Source organism: Aminobacterium sp. UBA4987, from assembly GCF_002396985.1.
Classification (GTDB): domain Bacteria; phylum Synergistota; class Synergistia; order Synergistales; family Aminobacteriaceae; genus Aminobacterium; species Aminobacterium colombiense.
The window spans coordinates 415,314-433,363 of record NZ_DGZF01000009.1 but is presented as its reverse complement, the minus strand read 5'-3'; the positions used below and the strand labels follow the sequence as shown (position 1 = coordinate 433,363).

The window sequence follows — 18,050 nt, the reverse complement described above, 5'->3', positions numbered from 1 at the left end:
GAAGGACAGACGACTCAGATTCGACACCTTGCGGGTGATTTCATCCGCTTTCTTGTGAAGCTAGCTGGCGTAATATCCTGCCCTGGTGTCCACCCACTTTGGAGATCGTTCGCACCGACTTGCCTCGCACGCATCTTCGGCATCCAGAAGACTGTTCAACGTGCCTTCCACGCTCTTTTTCACCATGTGGTTAAGATAATTGCGTATCTCTCTTTCATTAATTAATGCTGATAATCTTTTGACCCAAGAATGTTACCAGTCTCTTTTCTTATAGTTAAAAGACACTTTCTCTTAGTTTGTTACTAATTGAAAAGCAAACATATCTGATTCTCCTTAATCAGGCAACTGAATTCTTAAAAAAGAATAACAAAAGAAAAACTTCAGATTGCAAATTCTTATCTATTAATCTCTAAATCACCCACAACATATTTATACGAGGGACACCCTTTAGGATGTTTAGGGCAAAACCATTTTTCTCCTCTACCAACTTTTTTCAATCGGTATTTTGTTTTCCCATCTTTCTGGCATACAGGCTTGTTGATAAATGGTGCCCTTTCTTCAATACTTCTGAGATAACCTTCGCATGCTTTATTTGTACAGCCATATTTGAAGGGTTGCTGATCCCATTTTCCATGTTGTCTTTTCTGGTTCACGATCTGCAACTCTGAGCCACAGAGAGGGCATACCCTAGCGCTGCCATCTTCGAAGAATGAATTCTTTCGTATATGCTTCGCCTGTAAAAACTCTAAAGTAAGTTTCGCATGTTCAGGAGCCTGAAACCTTCTCATAATCTCTGTTCTCCCTCTGCTGCTACTCCAATTTAAACTTCCTGTATAAATAATCTTCTCATCAATAATTATATCCTTCCCATGCAATCCACTGGAATAATGTACGACAGCTCCACAATCCCTTAAATTACGAACTACATTTTTCACATATGAAGCATTGCTTGCTTCACCTAAAGGCGGAGTTAATATTGTTACTTCTACCCCTCTCTGAAGCGCGCTATGGATAAAGGGCTGAATCTTAGACCATCTATATTCGCCAAAAAAAGGAGCTAACCCAAAAATAGATTTTTGTGCCTTTGAAAGGTCCTTCAAAAAGTAGTCAAAAAAATTAGATTCGTCTAGAATTACAAGACTTGAGGGGAAATCAGATCTCAGAGGTAATCTTAATGGCTCATTCATTCCTTCATTAAATGATTTGCATGAACTACAAGATTGGTAAAATTCATCTACTGATATAAGATCTGCCTTATTTACAAGCATTTCCCAGAATTGTCCCATTGCACTGGTGTTTTTTGCGTGGCTATTTAACCACTCTGAGGAACCAAGAAAAATAAATTTGTTTTTCGCTCTCGTTACTGCAACGTTAAAATCTCTTTTTACATCTTTAGTATCTTTTGGTGTAGTAAGTCTTGAAGACCAGTAAGGATTCTCAAGAACTGAATCAAAGATAACTATCTCTGCCTGTCCACCTTGAAAGGTATGAACAGTACCTGCCGCAACATTTTTGTCCATATCCATATCTTGAAGCAGTTTGTTAATCAATCGTTTTTGGGCTGAATAGGGAGTCACAATCGCAACATAATTCTCATCATTTCTACAAGAAAGATCTCCTTCCTTAAGAGCAAAAGAAGCTATTTCAACAGCAAGCTTTGCACTATATAAATTGAATCTACTTAAGCTTCCTGATTGTTTGCCACACCAACATTTTAGGTCTGAAGTGTCAACAATAGTTAGAGGATTAGGAGAAAGAAATCTGATTGATTTATTATTATCTATATCTTTTAATCGATTTTTGGTGACGCTGTGATCCTTTAATTTCAAGCCGGAACTTACATAAACCAAATCTCGTGCTACTTCAGCGATCTGTGGTAACATTCGCCTTTGAGTGTCTAGTTTGACGAGACATTTATTGCACCTCACTGGTTTAAAATCCTTTACCAAACCTGAAAGATGGAAAACATCAACACCTAAGCGTTCTGAAACTAGCGAGTCTTCACTTTGCACAATGGGAGGCAACTGCAAGAAATCTCCGACCAAAATTACTCTTTTCCTTCCTCTAGCGGCTGCTAAGAAAAGAAGAGGGGGTAATGCCATAGATATCTCATCGACGATTACAGCATCAAAGACTTCATCTTTAAATTCATAATCTCTGTAATTTTTTGTAAGTGTACAACATACTAAGCGAGCTTTCTCAATAACATCATTCATTATAAGATCCAGTTTTTGCCTTAACTCTTGAATCTTGGCCTGGTACTCTTCTATTTTTTTTTGAATTTTATCCTGTTCGGCTATTAATGAATCAATATCTGGTATCCCAAGATTATTTTGCTTTTGTCTTCGGACTTGGTTCTCCAGATTAGCCTTTGTATCGGAAGCACTGTACAGATCTCTTTCCTTGATATCAATTTCTTCCTGGTTCATTTGTAACTTAAATCGTACGTTTTCCAACTTATCATTGGCACGCTTTATTTTATTATTCTTGAATAGCCAAGCATTTCTCGCTTTTTGAAGTTCCTCTTCTAACTGTAATCTTTCTTTCTCTAACCCTTTCGCCACATCCTTTAGATGTTCGATGTAACCTTGAAAAGAATTACATTGTTTGTCCATTTCTTGCACCTTTTCAACTAAGGCAAGTTCCTTTTGTTTTGATTCAATTGCTGATTGAATCATTTTACGTTCACTTTGAACTTTCTGTAGTTGAAGTTCTTTTTTCATCACATCGATTTTAATATCTTTAGCCCGCTCTTCTATTATCCAATCTAACTGGACTTCTTCTGGAACTTCATTTTTGACTGCTTTCCCAATTCTTATGACTTTTCGCTTAGAAATCCACCTGCTATCTTTCAATGAGCGATTGTACGTTTCAATTAAAGCGTTATCCACTGCCGTATTCGTATGAGACATAAGAATAACCCTTTCGCCATTTTCAATAAGTCTAGAAATTAATTGTGAAATTACAAATGTCTTCCCTGTTCCTGGAGGTCCCCATAAATAGCTGACTTCTTTAGAACAACATGCATCAATAACCTTTTTAGTTTTTTCGTCAAGGTCAGGAAGCAATCCTTTCTGTTCAATAGAACGTAGTTCATTATTTGAATCTAATGGATGGAATATTTTCACAGGGAAAGGAGATTCTAATTGCCTCTCTTTTTGGGATATTTCTTCAAGTCTTTCAGAAAGAAGCCTCAGGTTTTCTGTGGTATCAATTATGAACATTGATCGGAACAAACCATTTTCTGGCAGAGAAAAACCTTCTAGCAAGATAGTAATTCTATCCCCATTTTGAGCAAGAACAGTCGCAGTTAGCTCTTCTCCCTCAAATTTTATTTTGCCTCTTGCATCCTCAGGAATCCTTAATCCATCTGCAAGCGAAAATACCATAATCAATTGGTTTTCCGAAATCTTTTCTTTGACTTTTCCTGATAACAACTCATAAGAACGATTAGCCCCTTCTCTTTGAAGGCAATCTATTTCCTTGAGAATCGACTCATTAAACCATTCTGCAATTTTAACGTCGGTAGTAGGGATATTCATATCAAGACTCCTTTTAGAACTATTGTTTAAAAGTTTTAATATATTTATTCAACTAACTCCCTGGTATACACTGGTAGAAGGATTTAATCTAATATGGCAAAGTCATTTGATGAACAAAAGAACGTATTCAAGTAACATCTTGAATTCACCACTTTATGTGATGTGTAAAAAAATAAAAAACTGATACATCAAAACAAAGAGAACATCTATAAGGAATACCCTTTTCTTCAAATCAATCCATAAAATGAAAAACTATATGTAACACAATTTTTTTGTTCCATTAATAAAAATGCATGGAAACTAATGATAGCAGAAGTTGACATATGATGGAGATATTCCATCCCTTTCTCTTTTTCTTGATACATTATATTTGCTGCGTTTGGAACTTATATTAAGAGGGGTTCACTATCGGATTTGTTCAACCTATTCGAGACAGGAAAAAATCTACCTTACTAAGAATTTCTGAAAGACCACAACCTCTGATCTTATATTCTTTTTTGTCGTTGGCATCAACAGGGGGGATAGATCTCTTTTGACTTCGAGACTTCCTCCCACGTTGGCATATAAACAATCTCCCATTATAGTAATGGGAATTACATTTCAGAGACAGCAGTCTCGCCATTGGATATTACAATTTCTCTGGTTATGCTGCATATCACTCTGCTTGTTTTATTCAGTTTTATTCAGTTTTTGTGCAGTATCTCATACAATATAGCGTACCATATTTTATGAGAAACAGCAGCCCAGCCTCAGCAGGAATCCCCAGTTCCATAATATATCTTCAAGAGTTAGAGATGCTATAATTAAAATAAAGCCCTTTATCAGAAAATGGCGGATCACGGAACCTGTCTCCCAACCGGGTTTTTTTCTTGATTCAGCGAAGAGGATCATGTCTGCGCCCATGAGCAGGGCAAAACCTGGCGCACAGAGATGAGAGATCCACCTGGTGAAAAAGAGCAGCAAGGAACCGCCGTAATCATCAGACAAGAGTCTTGCCCACATCTCAGAGGTATGAATCTTGGATATCAAGACCATTGAATGGTCCTGGGCCATAAGGATCATTATGAGCCCCCTTGTGGCGCCAAGTTCCGTAATACGTCTTGAAGAAAGTAATTTGTCCTCTGCTGCCATTAAGAGTATCCCATTTACCTTTTCAATGGATCCATATTTAATTATTAATGATATAGAGAATACTCTAATTGATGTCTGTTTTCAACATGGATGAAAAGACAGTTCCCAAATCAGGGCCTCATTTGGGAAGGTGGTTTTTGTGGGCTTAAGCCCGTGCTGCGGGAATGTTTGGGGGAGAGCCGAAGCGGATTCTCTTTTATATTTTCCCCAGCAAAGTCTTTATGGAATATTTTGTGTCTTTCTTGTCTTGAACTTTTGGAAGGCTTTTCGCTAGATCTTTATGTTTTTGTCATTTTCCCGAGGAAGAAAACAAGATAAAGGAGATACAGAATTCTGTAGATAAACGCTACAATGGTTATGAAATAAGAACCTAAGTTAGAATCTTCTTTGGCACGCCGTACAGGATTCGAATCCGTGACCTTCGATTCCATAGACTAGCCAAGAGCAATAATCTTCTTAAAGATTGCAAACACTGAACTTTCCCCTGCTCCTGTTTCGAATTCCAGCGAACCGTGTTCAGTATATTTCATCTTTTCAGGGGTGTCAAACAAGCAGAGATAGTGTCAATATTCTTTCGTATGTTTATTTTCAGCCCCAAGATTTTAGCGTCTCCCTGGAGGGGGAATTTTTTCTTTTTCTCATATGTGCAAGAGGATGAATTCCTTTTCAGCCAGATCCCGTCGAGGTAAACATACGGATATTCACCCTGTCGAAGATAAAACTCTACATCCTTCCGGGGACAGCGGCATCTTTTTATCTGAAAATATGTGGAAAATATTGACACTACTAATCAACGCCGGTTTTTTGCGCTAATAAAGTCGTTGTGAAAGTTATTCATCAGTTGCAATGTTTCGGTCTTCATTTTTAGACAACAAAAAAACCGCTCTTTAAAAAAGAGCGGTGATATCCAAATGGCGTGCCAGACAGGATTCGAACCCGTGACCTTCGGTTCCGTAGACCGACGCTCTATCCATCTGAGCTACTGGCACGTATATCTTGAACGCAGGAAATATTACCACGGAACAGGCATTCATGCAACCTTTAGGGAATATTTTACCTCATTTTCTTCCATTATAAAAAACCCTGCACTATCCCATAGACCACCATTTAGATAGCTTTTAAATCAAGTGCATATTCATACGATATTTTTTGTTTATTAGAAGTCTTAGTATAAGCAATTTCTTCATGTGATAGGTTAGTTAACTCTTTCCCTTTTAGAGGGCCCAACGCCTCTAAAACCTCATCAATAAGTTTCTTTTCTCGCTCAGACAAAAGGCCACAATGCGAAGAATTTTGAGGAAGCGAAATCCAATGTTGAGTTTTTTCATCCTCACATTCAATTATATCGATATCTAAGGCACCAACTTCATTTAAATATTCATATATCGTGTAACTGAATGCTCCTCCAGGAACAGGGCCATATTGCATATTAACATACTGAAGCCCTGTAATAGAGCGAGTTAAGGTTTTAAAGGCATAAAAATCACAGTAAAATAAGAGTTTATTCAGTTTCAAATATGATACCCTTTCCCCCATCTTAGAGAGAAGATAAACTACGACCCATTTGAGCTTTTCAAGAGAAAACGCCTGAAACCCATTTAATAAATTAGGTTGCTTATCAGTCCCACAAAATTCACACTCCAAATACCTAGCCTTCTCAGAAGAACAATCAATGTTAGTTTCCATTGCACTAATAATAGCGCTTTTTACTTTTTCGTAGTCTGCCACAGACATTAGAGATTTATGTTGGTTTAAAATTTGTAAATAGGAATCTGGGTTTTTCGCTAACTCTAAAATAGTATGTACCGATTGGCTTGGAATAGAACCTTTTTCATATCTCTGAAGAGAAGCTTCTCCAATACCAAGAGAACGCGCAAAAAGCGATTGTGATAATTTATAACGCTTTCGAATATCCACAACATCAGCAGCAGACATAAGAGCATTTCTCTTCCTATACTCTTCGTATGCTTTGTCAAGCAAAGCAGCGTAGAGCTTGTCGCCAATAGGCTCATTGCAATAAGGGCAAAAATGGATATTGGAACTAACCTTAATTTTTTCCCCTTTTATTTCAAATATTTTTGTGAATGCTCTTAAAACTTTCTTTGAGAAAGTTCGCCCACATTTCGAACATTCATATTTAAGCATAATATAGCCCCCTCCCTATTACACTTCAAAAACTTAAAGCTTGGTTATCCTTTTCTTTAAAATTCGTCAAATTCATGAAAAGATAAAACCTTACAATGCTTACAATCTGGACTTAGCTTAAGTTTGACATATATCTTTACTTGATCGGAATGAATTTCTGTAACAATTTTAAAGACGCACACTTTGCTTGGATATTTTAAGTTGTCATCTTCTACTGGAAACGAATAGTAATCCTGCGGTGTCAACTTTAGGCAAAGATCATACACATCTTGGAATCGCAATAAGTACTTCCTTAAAAAAACTTCGTTCTTTTCTCTAGGTATAATTTCCCTGTTTTCCTCTGATATAAGAGCTCGCTTAGCATGTAAAAGAAATAAAACTACTGGCAATGGGTCAGAAATAGCACTCACCATCTTACATCAATTGATGTTATCTTTTGATGTAAATTATATGCCACTATTTATACTTGGTCAAACAAGAAATAGTGTCTCATGTTTACTGTTGACAGTCTTGTGTTCTTTCTCAGTACTTTCAAATCATGTTATCCTATACTTATGAATATCTTAGGAGGTGATCTTTATGGCAAACAAAAAGGACTCCACCATTTACAGAAAAATAGATAGCGAAGGCAAAACTTTTACCTGGTATTACGCTATTCAAGAAGGCGAAAATTTCGTGCTTTATCAAAGCAACACAGAGGAAGGAACGAGAGAAAAAACTGCCATTTACGGAGCCGATCCCTCAGAGCTTCTAGAAAATCTTATTAATCAAACGTCATGTGAATACCGAATTATAGTTGAGGAGAAGCCATAAAAGGCCTTTTTCTTTGAAGGAGCCACCCAATTTAAGACGTTAAAAAACTGCAAAATCCGGAGGATAGATAATGAAGAAAAGTATTGGAATACTTGGAGGAATAAGCTTAGCGTCCACAATACAATATTACAAAACGATCACTGATTTGTATTATGAACGGGACAAGGACTATTATTACCCCGAAATAGTTATCAAGAGCTTAGATTTTCAATACTTTACTGACCTTGAGAATGAAAGAAGAACTGAAGAATACATCGACTACATAGTTAAAGGAATCAAATCATTAGAAAGTGCAGGAGCCGATTTTGCAATTATGGCAGCAAATTCTCCCCATTCAGTTTTTGATAAGGTCGTAGAAAAAGTTGAACTCCCGATAATAAGCATAGTTGAAACGACAGCAAAAAAAGCAGTTGAGCTCAACCTTAAAAAGGTTTTACTAACTGGGATTAAATACACTATGCAGGGGAGATTTTATCAAGATGGGCTTGAAAAATACGATATTGAAGTGATAACACCAACGGAAAATCATCAAGACGAGATAAATTCAATTATATTTCAAGAACTGGTGATTAATAGATTTTCAGAAAAGACCAGATCCAGAATGCTGGAAATTATTAGTAGTTATAATGTTGAAGGAGTTATTTTGGGATGTACCGAACTCCCATTGTTGTTAAATCAGGAACACTCTCATCTAAAGCTGTTGGATACATTAACATTACATGCTAAAGCTGCTTTGGAATTTTCGCTAGCTGCTTAAGTGGCACATATAACAGAGATAGAGAGAAAGTCGCATGGTCAAAAAAGACCGATGCGACTTTTTATTTGGGGATATTTACTGCACTGACATAAGTTGTCGCTGCTCATTGTTACACTAGAAATATATTTGATAAAAACGTAGCAAAGGCGGTTTTTAGAAATGAAAAACATTTGAGATTTAAAAAAGGAGGAGGAATACTTATGAAAGAGATAAAAGTTTGCGCAAAGATGGACCATAACTATTTGCCCCCCGGGTAGAACCAGAAAGCCTATCTAATGCTAGAACTTGCCGCTCCAGTCACAGAAGCCGCGGGCTTCAGCTTGATAAAAAGATGGAAATTGTCGTTTTAGTTTGACAAGATCGGCCTCTGTTTTTACAATTTGCGTAGAGGACTGGTAGTCCTCAAGCCCCGCAAGGCTCCTTCACCGGGCAAGTATAGCCCGGCTGCATCGAGCCAGGCGGAGCTTTTTTGTGTTGCATACCGTAATCGCTCTTCAGCTTATTAAGCACCATTCCTAAATCAGGTTTTCTTCGTGCAGGATTTCAATTACATAAGCTGCTGCCTTAGCACAAACTGACGGGCACTTGTCATCATGACCGCCAGCTTCTAAAAAAGCGGCCTTTTCATCAGGAATCCTTAAATCAAAGGATCTGCCCATTATTTTTGTTTGAATGCCTTTACACTCTGAAGTTCCGAATTCCTCTTCAAATTTACTCTGTAGTTTATCTGCTAAACGGAAGCTTTTGAAACGTTCTCCGCCAGGATCAGAAAAATGAGCATAATCACGGCCAAGATGACAACTCAATGCCATTACACCGCCTGTAAGAGCACCGCATGAATTGCCTGTCAGCCCTATACCACCGGACAAACCAGTCGCAGCCTTAAACACATCATCACTAATTCCACCAATAGTTTCCTTTATGGCGGCAAGCACACACTGGGAACAGCCGCCATATTCTCGCTCATATTTCGCTGCCAGTTCAGAAGCTTTAACTTGTAACAGTTCGAGGTCCTTTGCTTCCATGAATGGTCCCTCCTTGCTTGTCATTAGAAAATACAGCTAAAATATAATTGTTCATTGATTTAAATCTTAGCACGTTGCAAGATTTAATAGAGCATGGCATATAGACTCGACAATCAAAGGTATTTTATCAGGTTATCCTCTACTTCGAATAAGCCTGGCATTCCACGAACATTAAAGGCCTTTACCGGGCGTACATTTCGCAAGAGCCACGCATATCCCGCTGGATTCGGCAATTCGTCAAAAAGCGCTGCCTTGAAATGTTTTTCTTCAAAAGGAACAATATCGTAAAGTTCAACCACACACAAAGCAGAACCAAGAGGGAACAAACCTAGAGACTCGTCTGGTATATCATCAACCTCAGGAATATCTGCCCATAGCTTTGATGAGCAGATAAGAAGATCACCCCTATATTTTCTTCTCCAGGATCTCCACTCCACAGTTTTGTCACCCCATAAAATAAAAGACGTATAGGGTTGAAGCACCGATAAAGCTTTCATATTATCCCCTCCTTATTGCTTCTTTGTTACCTTATAAGAGATGAAGTGAGTAAAGCGAAAGCTAATCAATGAAGTATAGTGCCCATTACGACTTTAAAATAAATTCCACTATGGGCCAATCTGCGGGGGCCATGTCAAGTCCCCTTAACTCTTCTGGATTGAGCCACGACAGGGCCTGGTGTTCATTATTTTTAAGTTTGCCAGACTGCCATTCACACGTATAGGCCATGAGTTCTATAGAAATATGGTTGTAATCAAAAAACGATGAGCAGAGGTATTCTTTGACTTTAATGTCAATATTGAGCTCTTCCCGAATTTCTCTTTTAAGGCAATCTTCCGGAGTTTCATTTTCTTCCATTTTGCCGCCTGGAAATTCCCACTTGTTTGGGAGAGAGCTTTCAGGACTACGTTGCGCTACTAAAACTTTTCCGTTTTTGAAGATCACGGCTGCTGTAACTTTTTTTCGTTCAGACATTTTGGGCTCCTATTGCGGTTAGAAATGCGCTTATTCGGTTAAGTTTCGTTAATAGCTTGTTATTGCCCCTACGATAGTTATTATCATAACAAATATATAAAGGAAGTACTAAAGACAAAAAGAAAAGCCCAGGCTTTTAAGAGCCTGAGCTTTCGTAGCTTTATATTAAATGGCGGAGAGAGAGGGAAAGAAACAACAAGTTTAAAACATTGCAATTAATGGGTTAATATCTTTTGCTTTTATTTTGTGTCCGGTTTTGTGTCCGGTTACGCTAATGTACTTAGCGACTAAATTAAACGGTAAATAATAACTTTTCTTTAAAGATTTTAACACCTCTTTAAAAATAAAACCGTATCGAATTGACATTTTCCTACCATTTCTCCAAATAGGCCATAAACACTCACACTGTTGAATTTAACCTATCAAGACAACTATTGATACCTCTTCAAAAAGTTTACCGTGTTCTAGTGTAAAATGAGAGGTCGTTTTCTCACGCGTTCATAAATTTCCATCACTTGTTTGTGCCCCCCTAAAACTTATATCCTTTTATTAGCAATTAAATAAAAGGAGGAAAAGATATAATGGCAAAAAAAATTTGTTACATCATTATATTGGCTTTTTTTATACTCGCCATTTTTTCTAAGCCTGCCTGGTAGGACTTCCTAAAAATAAAACAGCAGAATAAAAAAACGCCCCAGAGAGGGCTATAAATCATAGTGTTTTTCTCTGGGGCGCTTACTAGGGGGTTGCAACAAAAATCTATCTATTCCAAGGCCACTTTCCTTTTTTATCCTTATATATAAAGCTCCCCATGGTCAGCAACGCAAGAATCAGACCAACATAAGACCAACCCTTTCCAGCTATATCTGCGAAACTCATTTAGATGCCTCCTTAATTTCCTACTACATACCCTACGCCGAGGGCCAGTAAAATATAGAGTTTGTTTTTCGCTTGATCGCTTTGTATCTCTTCTTTCCAGGCTTTTCTTTCCTCATCTAGCTGCATTTTGAGATCTTCTAGTTGTTCCTTTGTGGTTTTTTGGTGACTAAGGATCTCGCCCTTAAGATTTTCGTAAGCTTTTTCCCAAGCTTGCGATTCTACCCTGTATGCTCGAATTAATGTAAGAGTATCCCGACCGTCGGTCTCATTTCCCCAAAACCCCGCTTCAGGGGCTATCCACCCCTTGGGAACATACTTCCATTCTGCGAAACTTGACGAGCTCGTCATTAAGGCCGCGAGCGACATCATCAGGAGGCAACACGCCAATTTTTTTAATCGTCTTCTCACGGATTATTTTCACCTCCGTTTTCGTTTTTCTCTCTATTTCGTCGAACGTGGCAATTAGCCTTTCAAGCTCTTCTTGGAGTTCTTTTACCTGGTGATCTGTATGTTGCTTCGCTTCGGGAATTTGAGGAATGCGAGTAAGAGAATAAAAAGTCCAGCAAAAAAAAGCCACGCACAAAATGGCGAGCCCTATCAATATCCAATTAAGCTGCTTATTTGTGAACATGCCCCTCACTCCTTTGCCTTTTTTGTGGCTTCGTAGCTTGATGATGCATAATAGGCTGCTAGGGTAATTCCTCCGAACCACTTCAAGAGTTCTGCTGTATTAGGCGGCACGTCAACACCTTGAACTCTGCATGCAATTAAAACTCCTCCTACCAGCACCGCAGCATAAACCGCTAAAGGCTTTCTCAAAGGCCTTGACCCTATCCAGTTCAACATGGAATCACTTCCTTAAGAAAGTTGGGAATAGAGAATGTGCTGTCCATCCGATGACGCCACCAACCACCCCCGCAGCAGTAATCCACGCCTTGAGCCCTGCATACTGCCGTTCTAGCTCACTAATTCTTGCATGCTGCCCCTCTTGATCAGAAGATAGCTCGGCCATCTGCCTATCCCTGTCATCGAGCCGCTGCTCAATTCTGGCGGTTCGGTCGCGGATCTCCAAAAGAATCTTGCTGTCTTCAGTCATCAAGATCCCTCCTTGAAAGCTGCCTCTATTCCTCTAAAGAGTGCAACTGCCATTAAGTCCTGATACGCAGCATTTGAAAGGAGCGTCTCCATTTTTGAATTCGTAATAAAATCCAGTTCGATAAGAACTGCTGGCATAGATGTCCTTCTAAGCACACAAAAATTGGACTCCTTATCAATATCTCCATCGCTCCAGTCTCCACGGATCACTACATCAGGGAATGCTTCCGCCCACGCTTTCGATATACTCGTAGCGACATCATCAGCCCTTGTTTTTCCACGGCTCGTCCATACCTCAAAACCACTTGCCCGTGCGGAAGCTGATCCGTTGCAATGAAGCGACAAAAAGAGATCCGCATTGAAGGCGTTAGCCATAATAGCTCTGTCGTTCAACCCAACAAAAAAGTCCCCCCGGCGTGTAAGGAGGACTTTGTGTTTTGGTCCGAGCAGTTTTTTCAATTTCAGTGACACCGCCAAGGCGACATCTTTTTCTTTCTTGCCCTTTGGCCCCACGGCCCCCGGGTCTTTCCCACCGTGGCCGGGATCGATGACTATGCGCATACCCTCACATCCTCAGTATCATTACCGCAATAAAAATGACCGCCCCTGTGAGCAGGAGCGGCCAGAAATCCTGGGACTGACTCGCTACCACATAATCTCCTCCAACTCCTCAGGCGACTCCGCCGCCTCGATCAGCTACCAGCTTATGCTGTCCAGATCACTCTGGGTCTGCGCTTCGGATATATCATACCGAAGCAGTTGCTTCTTCGCATGCGCCTGTGCAAATGCAGTACTCATTTCCAGAAGCACGGTCTGGGCATCGGCAAGGGGAATGTCGTAATGGCTCACGTCGTTGGCATCGGTGAGGTAAATTGTAGTTGCCCCACTTGCCTGTGCAATCTTGATGGCCCCTTCCACCATGATGCTGTCCTTCATGTCGAACTGCATAGGGAAGCCGAGGGAGGTCATAACGCTTCCTGCGACATGATCTTTGTGCGACCGTGAGATTTCACTGTACTTGCGTTCCCGTGCCTGTTCAAACTTGTCCTCAACTGTAATTACCTTTGTCCAATCAATACTCATTCCGGCAACACCACCTCTCCGTCATTTGTTACAGTAAGCGGCTCTGGGAATCTCGCTTCATGCGATGCGTTGGCACCGTGTGGCAGTAATATTGTCAGTTCGATTTCTCCGTTGATGCGGTTTACATCTGAGAGAATAAACTCACAACCAATTGCCTCACGTGGTAATGTTGCACCTTCTGGCAACTGTGAAAAATCATAGGTATCACCGTTTATTGTGAGAGCGTCACCAACCTTAGATACTTCTAGGGTTCTATCGTCTCTTATTGGGCTAAGATTAATCAACATTAGTACCACCTCCCGATTGCAAATGACACAATCACCATTGATGTCCCTGTCGCACGGGGATTAATATCGAGAAAACTCAAGGCACACGATGTTGTGGTTGGGTGAGATATGCTCGACCAAGAACCGCTTGATCCCCATTTTGATTGATTTATCGCAACGGGCGCAACTGAAAACTCACATGGAAAAACCCAATCCCTGCTTCCTACATAAAGACTGCCGTATACACCATTAATTGCTTGATTAGTTACAGTCTGGTTTAAATAGCACTCCATCGTACCATCAACAAACTTTACATACTCTCCGTTCGCATTTGAACCACTTTCCCAAATTGCACTCGTATGCTGTTGTACCGCATACAGCACAGCCGATATTCCGTTGTTTATTATATTACCTGCCACGGTTATGGTTGTAACGGTGTCATAAACTGATGCACTAACCACCGCATAAACCACGCCTCCTGTGCCAGTGATTTTAAGGACTCTGCCCTTCGTAAAGATTGCCGTCTGGTCACCTGTGACGCTGAATTTATTAGAGGCAACGTATGTCGGAGTCAGCCCTGTCGGATAGAACTCGCCGAAAGCCGCTTTGAATCCAGCAGGCGTAACTACACGTTCGTTGTCCGTGCCTTGTTTAACCTCGTCTGGTGTGGCAAGTTCAACTACGCCTTTGACGGTTTCAGAGGCTTTTGGCAACCCATACTGAGCCAACGAGTAATCAACTGCGCTGATAGAGGCTGTAATAGTGCCGTCTATCACCACATTCGTAACGGTGTCAAACGCACTCGACACAACAGAGAGATATTTAATCTCTGCACCGTCAGTAATTTTGAGTATTCGCCCCGCCGTGAATATTCCTGTCAGGTCGTCAGGCACGCTGAACGTAGTCGCATCAACGTAAGTCGGCGTTACATTTGACACCTTGAACTCGTCAACGTTCGCTGTGGTCGGGTCTTTTAGTGTTCCGTCAGGGTTAATGCTAACGTTTAGACGTGACGAGAGATTACTTAGAGTCCCTTTCGCCGCCGCTACGTCAAGCCCCAGCGTGTTTGTTGCCGCAACCTCAATCCATGCCGTACCATCATAAATGTGCTCAATTCCTGTGTCCGTGCGGTAACAATGCTGTCCCGCAACTGGCGTGTCTGGAAAAGCTGTACCGCTGAAACTTGACCTCAATGTGTTCTCGTTGTTGCGACCGTTAATGTTGTCCTGCAAAATATTAGTAGTCCCGTCAGGGACATCTGAAATGTATGTCTGAGCCATCTTTTAACCTCCTTTTTAATATCCTTTAACAACTAATTGAACTTGCCCTGATACTGCCGCCCCCGTGCGGTTGTAGCATTTGAGAGTAAGCCCCGCCTCGGAAAGCAACGTAACATCAGGGAAAACATTTCCTGAGCCGCCTATTACCGTTGTTGTAATTTCGGTTGGCGTGGCGTAGAAATCCTTGTCATAATCATTGACAAAGTTGACTGTCAACCCTCCGCTCGGAACGCTGACCACCTCGGAGATGGTGATGTCAGGCACGTCATAATATTGCTGTAGTTTTGTGATTTCAACGTGCGCTGTTGTGCTTGTGTAACTGAGTTTTAACTTGTACTGGATATACCTAAACGCATACTCTCCTGACAGGTACGGAACCCAGTCCGACCATGTAACGTTGTCATCACTGAATCTGATGTCGATCGTCTCAATGGCGGGCATTGTGATACGGCCGTAAGTGTCTGTCGGATATTCGCTGTATATGCGCTCGCCAATGTCGCCGTAGGTCGGCGTTGAGCCAAATAAAACTTGCCAGACAAAATCATACAGAATCCCAGTATTACCTACTTTGAGCGTGTCAATTACGTCTGATTCAAGCTCTGTGTAGTCCTGAGCCACTCCATAATGCTCAATCAGCAGTTCTGAGTACGTGTCCTGCAAGTCCATGTATCTGATTCGTGATTCGGCAATAAAATACCCTTGCTCGGACATGTACAGTCCATCAAGGGTCATGCCTGTGCTGTTACTTATATCGTCTCGGTTCAGCACGATGTTTTTGTAATTATTCATTCCTGAAACATTGCAAACGGAACTGACGGCGTTGACTGAGTAGTTGCCGCCGTTGTCAACGCCTTTTGCCCAAAATACATGTGTGCCATCCCATAATCCCTCAACGGTCGCCGGGAAAGTGCGCACTACAGCGTAAGCACTCGCAGTCTCCCACGATGTGCCGCCACGCCTTATTTCCACTCTGTTGTAGTCGATGTTCGTTGGCGTTAAGCCTGAGAACGTGACGTGGGAGCCATTCTGCGCCGCCGTGAAGCGTGTCAGGTCGGGCGGCGGCGAATCAATGCCTTTAATGTAATAAGGTGTGCTTACTGTGCCTGTTGAGCTGAACCCCCAGCTGTTTACGGTCTCGACTTTAACGGTTATCGTGTTGCCGATTCGCACATTACTTACTTCACAACTCGGAGCTGTTCCCTGTGGCACATCCTGCCAGTAGGTATAAGCCCCGCCGTTGTAGGAGTAGGACACCCTGTATCTGGATGCGATGTCAACAGGAGGCCACGTTGCAAAAACCGAGGCGACATGAGTACCATCCCTGAGTTTATATCCGTCTTCCGTCAGTGCTACCCTTGCCACGTTGGGCGGGTTAGTTGGGTCATCTAGCTGAGTGTTGATCCTCTCAGGCACGTCTAACGCCCTGTCGTTGTATATCTCTGCGACATACTCAGAGCAAGACACTGTAATTAGGTCGTCCGTGCTGTCATTGTCTGTTACGGCTATAACCCTAAACCATTTGTCAACCCATCCCGGCAGGTCGTGAGTCAGCGCAATAACATCTCCTGCCTCAACGTCTGCGTCTTTAAGCGAAAGATTGAATGTGCAGAAGTTGCGAACTCCCTGAGAGCTGTCGAGGATATAAGCCCCCATGCGCCCGGCCTGTGCGCTGTTAGTGATTCCACGAAGTGAGAATGACCGCTCGAAAACACCTCTTGCGTTTATATCAGCGACATCTTCAAACACTGTCGTGGTCAATTCGTAACTCTGAGCAGGGTCTACCCACTCAATAACTACCCTGTTCAAGATGTCCTCATCCGCACTCTGCCACCATGAGAATGAGCCTTCTACTATCTGGTCAAGCCCAACCTTCTTGTAATAAGTCGAAGCGGGCATGTCAATGTAAAGCCCTATTTTTTCACGGTGCAGAACGTATCCACGGCAACAAGCCAGCATCTCGGATAAGATGTCTATAGCCGACTTCTGCGTGTCGATAATGTAATCAAGGCTGAACCTCGGAAGTCCTCCTATAAGCCCATCACAATAATTCGCCGCCGCAAGAAATGAGGCATAGTCGAGTTTGGCTGATGGGATACCTAAACCGTATCTTGTATTGGTCAGAAAGTCCCTTATTATCCATGCTGGATTGCGGCTGAACTTTGTCCCTGTCGGAGTCCAAATTTTCATCCCCTTGACCATTGAGGTGATTACTGGATTGCCGCTTAGATTTTCCTGCGCTTTGAGCGTTACCGCTACAAAAGCGAGGTCGTTCGGGTAAGGTCTACGTCCGCTAGGGTCACGGCTGTCTCGTGTGGTCGAGGTCGTGTTGAGATATACTGACGCCGAACAGTCTTTTATCGGCATTGTGATAACCGTTTTGCCGTCTGTATCAAGGATACGGCGCATGTTCTCATCGGTCTGTGAGAGATATTGGGACTTTGAGCAGTTGACAAACGCCCATACATAACGGATACGCTCTTCACCCTGCTCCCTATCATAATAGGTTTGTTTTACTAGCTGTTTTCGTTGATAAATTACCGCCCGCCCATTAAACGGATCGTTAATATTAAATTCATTCGCATATACATCATAAATGCTCTCAACTGGACCCTCTGAGATGCCGATGTACCTGATGACCCTTGTTTTTCCCGCATCAAGAAAACGCTCGTAAAACACGTTGCCTGCTACCTTCACGGGACCGCCGTAGATAATCGGAATCGGCAGCATTTGAGTTTTTGTATTCTGGAGCGGCCCGAAGGCATAAGAGGGGCTGTTCTCGCCGATGTCTATTTCCTGCGACATAAATAGCGAACCGATTGACACAAGTTCAATCAGCGCGGCGAAGCCAGTCGCAAATGTTAAGGCTGTTTCGCCTATTGCTATACCAATTAATGTGGCCACTCACTCACCCCCTCAACCTCCAGAATCGGATACCCTTCAACGGTCTATATCTGCTGATCCTGCTTGCGCTGTTTAGCCCCGTGTGAAGAACTAGCCCTTCATCTACAAGAGTAAGGACATGACAGTAGCCGATTGTCTCGACCGTTGCCATGTCCCCAACT

At 41.6% G+C, this 18,050-nt stretch carries 16 protein-coding genes and 1 tRNA gene; 2 read left to right on the top strand and 15 right to left on the bottom strand.

What is annotated here, in order from left to right; translation table 11 throughout:
- Positions 1–395: 395 nt before the first annotated feature.
- The 4 genes from B2U56_RS06250 to B2U56_RS06235 all read right to left on the bottom strand — a co-directional run bounded on the left by B2U56_RS06250 (position 396) and on the right by B2U56_RS06235 (position 6,818).
- Positions 396–3,542, bottom strand: coding sequence for an AAA domain-containing protein (locus B2U56_RS06250; RefSeq protein WP_286952822.1), 3,147 nt, complete (start codon positions 3,540–3,542; stop codon positions 396–398).
- Positions 3,543–4,268: 726 nt separating this feature from the next.
- Entirely contained in the window at positions 4,269–4,673 is a 405-nt protein-coding gene (locus tag B2U56_RS06245; protein ID WP_286952821.1) for a hypothetical protein, read from the bottom strand.
- Between the two features lie 912 nt (positions 4,674–5,585).
- Positions 5,586–5,662 (bottom strand) — tRNA-Arg (locus tag B2U56_RS06240).
- A 118-nt stretch (positions 5,663–5,780) separates the two neighbouring features.
- Positions 5,781–6,818 carry a type II TA system antitoxin MqsA family protein gene (locus tag B2U56_RS06235; protein ID WP_286952820.1) on the bottom strand — a complete coding sequence of 346 codons (1,038 nt, stop codon included), beginning with the start codon at positions 6,816–6,818 and terminating at the stop codon, positions 5,781–5,783.
- Positions 6,819–7,397: 579 nt separating this feature from the next.
- Here B2U56_RS06235 and B2U56_RS06230 point away from each other — a divergent pair.
- On the top strand, positions 7,398–7,631 hold the full coding sequence (locus B2U56_RS06230) for a hypothetical protein (RefSeq protein WP_286952819.1): 234 nt from the start codon (positions 7,398–7,400) through the stop codon (positions 7,629–7,631).
- Positions 7,632–7,701: 70 nt separating this feature from the next.
- Positions 7,702–8,388, top strand: coding sequence for an aspartate/glutamate racemase family protein (locus tag B2U56_RS06225; RefSeq protein WP_286952818.1), 687 nt, complete (start codon positions 7,702–7,704; stop codon positions 8,386–8,388).
- 515 nt (positions 8,389–8,903) lie between these two features.
- On the opposite strand, the gene B2U56_RS06220 is transcribed toward B2U56_RS06225, so the two are convergent.
- The 11 genes from B2U56_RS06220 to B2U56_RS06170 all read right to left on the bottom strand — a co-directional run bounded on the left by B2U56_RS06220 (position 8,904) and on the right by B2U56_RS06170 (position 17,889).
- On the bottom strand, positions 8,904–9,413 hold the full coding sequence (locus B2U56_RS06220) for a C-GCAxxG-C-C family protein (RefSeq protein WP_013048640.1): 510 nt from the start codon (positions 9,411–9,413) through the stop codon (positions 8,904–8,906).
- Between the two features lie 113 nt (positions 9,414–9,526).
- On the bottom strand, positions 9,527–9,910 hold the full coding sequence (locus B2U56_RS06215) for an ASCH domain-containing protein (RefSeq protein WP_273313204.1): 384 nt from the start codon (positions 9,908–9,910) through the stop codon (positions 9,527–9,529).
- Positions 9,911–9,995: 85 nt separating this feature from the next.
- Entirely contained in the window at positions 9,996–10,385 is a 390-nt protein-coding gene (locus B2U56_RS06210; protein WP_213700568.1) for a (deoxy)nucleoside triphosphate pyrophosphohydrolase, read from the bottom strand.
- A 1,165-nt stretch (positions 10,386–11,550) separates the two neighbouring features.
- Positions 11,551–11,895 (bottom strand): hypothetical protein, encoded by a 345-nt coding sequence (locus B2U56_RS06205; protein ID WP_213690763.1) that lies wholly within the window; start codon positions 11,893–11,895, stop codon positions 11,551–11,553.
- Positions 11,896–11,900: 5 nt separating this feature from the next.
- Entirely contained in the window at positions 11,901–12,110 is a 210-nt protein-coding gene (locus B2U56_RS06200; RefSeq protein ID WP_213690764.1) for a hypothetical protein, read from the bottom strand.
- A 4-nt stretch (positions 12,111–12,114) separates the two neighbouring features.
- Entirely contained in the window at positions 12,115–12,360 is a 246-nt protein-coding gene (locus tag B2U56_RS06195; protein ID WP_213690765.1) for a hypothetical protein, read from the bottom strand.
- Entirely contained in the window at positions 12,360–12,920 is a 561-nt protein-coding gene (locus B2U56_RS06190; RefSeq protein ID WP_286952816.1) for an N-acetylmuramoyl-L-alanine amidase family protein, read from the bottom strand. The genes B2U56_RS06195 and B2U56_RS06190 overlap by 1 nt, the downstream gene beginning before the upstream one ends.
- A gap of 135 nt (positions 12,921–13,055) precedes the next feature.
- Positions 13,056–13,442, bottom strand: a complete 387-nt coding sequence (locus tag B2U56_RS06185; protein WP_286952815.1) for a hypothetical protein — start codon at positions 13,440–13,442, stop codon at positions 13,056–13,058.
- Positions 13,439–13,729, bottom strand: a complete 291-nt coding sequence (locus B2U56_RS06180) for a hypothetical protein (protein ID WP_286952814.1) — start codon at positions 13,727–13,729, stop codon at positions 13,439–13,441. Before B2U56_RS06180 ends, B2U56_RS06185 begins: the two co-directional genes overlap by 4 nt.
- Positions 13,729–14,988, bottom strand: a complete 1,260-nt coding sequence (locus B2U56_RS06175; RefSeq protein ID WP_286952813.1) for a hypothetical protein — start codon at positions 14,986–14,988, stop codon at positions 13,729–13,731. Before B2U56_RS06175 ends, B2U56_RS06180 begins: the two co-directional genes overlap by 1 nt.
- A gap of 15 nt (positions 14,989–15,003) precedes the next feature.
- Positions 15,004–17,889: a phage tail protein gene (locus tag B2U56_RS06170; protein WP_286952812.1), complete on the bottom strand. Its 2,886-nt coding sequence runs from the start codon at positions 17,887–17,889 to the stop codon at positions 15,004–15,006.
- Positions 17,890–18,050: the final 161 nt, after the last annotated feature.

What these genes read in the sequence shown, in the direction of transcription:
- B2U56_RS06190 (WP_286952816.1), bottom strand. Translation starts at nt 12,920, where the DNA reads ATGCGCATAGTCATCGATCCCGGCCACGGTGGGAAAGACCCGGGGGCC.
- B2U56_RS06220 (WP_013048640.1), bottom strand. Translation starts at nt 9,413, where the DNA reads ATGGAAGCAAAGGACCTCGAACTGTTACAAGTTAAAGCTTCTGAACTG.
- B2U56_RS06215 (WP_273313204.1), bottom strand. Translation starts at nt 9,910, where the DNA reads ATGAAAGCTTTATCGGTGCTTCAACCCTATACGTCTTTTATTTTATGG.
- B2U56_RS06245 (WP_286952821.1), bottom strand. Translation starts at nt 4,673, where the DNA reads ATGGCAGCAGAGGACAAATTACTTTCTTCAAGACGTATTACGGAACTT.
- B2U56_RS06250 (WP_286952822.1), bottom strand. Translation starts at nt 3,542, where the DNA reads ATGAATATCCCTACTACCGACGTTAAAATTGCAGAATGGTTTAATGAG.
- B2U56_RS06225 (WP_286952818.1), top strand. Translation starts at nt 7,702, where the DNA reads ATGAAGAAAAGTATTGGAATACTTGGAGGAATAAGCTTAGCGTCCACA.
- B2U56_RS06180 (WP_286952814.1), bottom strand. Translation starts at nt 13,729, where the DNA reads ATGTTGATTAATCTTAGCCCAATAAGAGACGATAGAACCCTAGAAGTA.
- B2U56_RS06185 (WP_286952815.1), bottom strand. Translation starts at nt 13,442, where the DNA reads ATGAGTATTGATTGGACAAAGGTAATTACAGTTGAGGACAAGTTTGAA.
- B2U56_RS06175 (WP_286952813.1), bottom strand. Translation starts at nt 14,988, where the DNA reads ATGGCTCAGACATACATTTCAGATGTCCCTGACGGGACTACTAATATT.
- B2U56_RS06200 (WP_213690764.1), bottom strand. Translation starts at nt 12,110, where the DNA reads ATGTTGAACTGGATAGGGTCAAGGCCTTTGAGAAAGCCTTTAGCGGTT.
- B2U56_RS06205 (WP_213690763.1), bottom strand. Translation starts at nt 11,895, where the DNA reads ATGTTCACAAATAAGCAGCTTAATTGGATATTGATAGGGCTCGCCATT.
- B2U56_RS06235 (WP_286952820.1), bottom strand. Translation starts at nt 6,818, where the DNA reads ATGCTTAAATATGAATGTTCGAAATGTGGGCGAACTTTCTCAAAGAAA.
- B2U56_RS06195 (WP_213690765.1), bottom strand. Translation starts at nt 12,360, where the DNA reads ATGACTGAAGACAGCAAGATTCTTTTGGAGATCCGCGACCGAACCGCC.
- B2U56_RS06210 (WP_213700568.1), bottom strand. Translation starts at nt 10,385, where the DNA reads ATGTCTGAACGAAAAAAAGTTACAGCAGCCGTGATCTTCAAAAACGGA.
- B2U56_RS06230 (WP_286952819.1), top strand. Translation starts at nt 7,398, where the DNA reads ATGGCAAACAAAAAGGACTCCACCATTTACAGAAAAATAGATAGCGAA.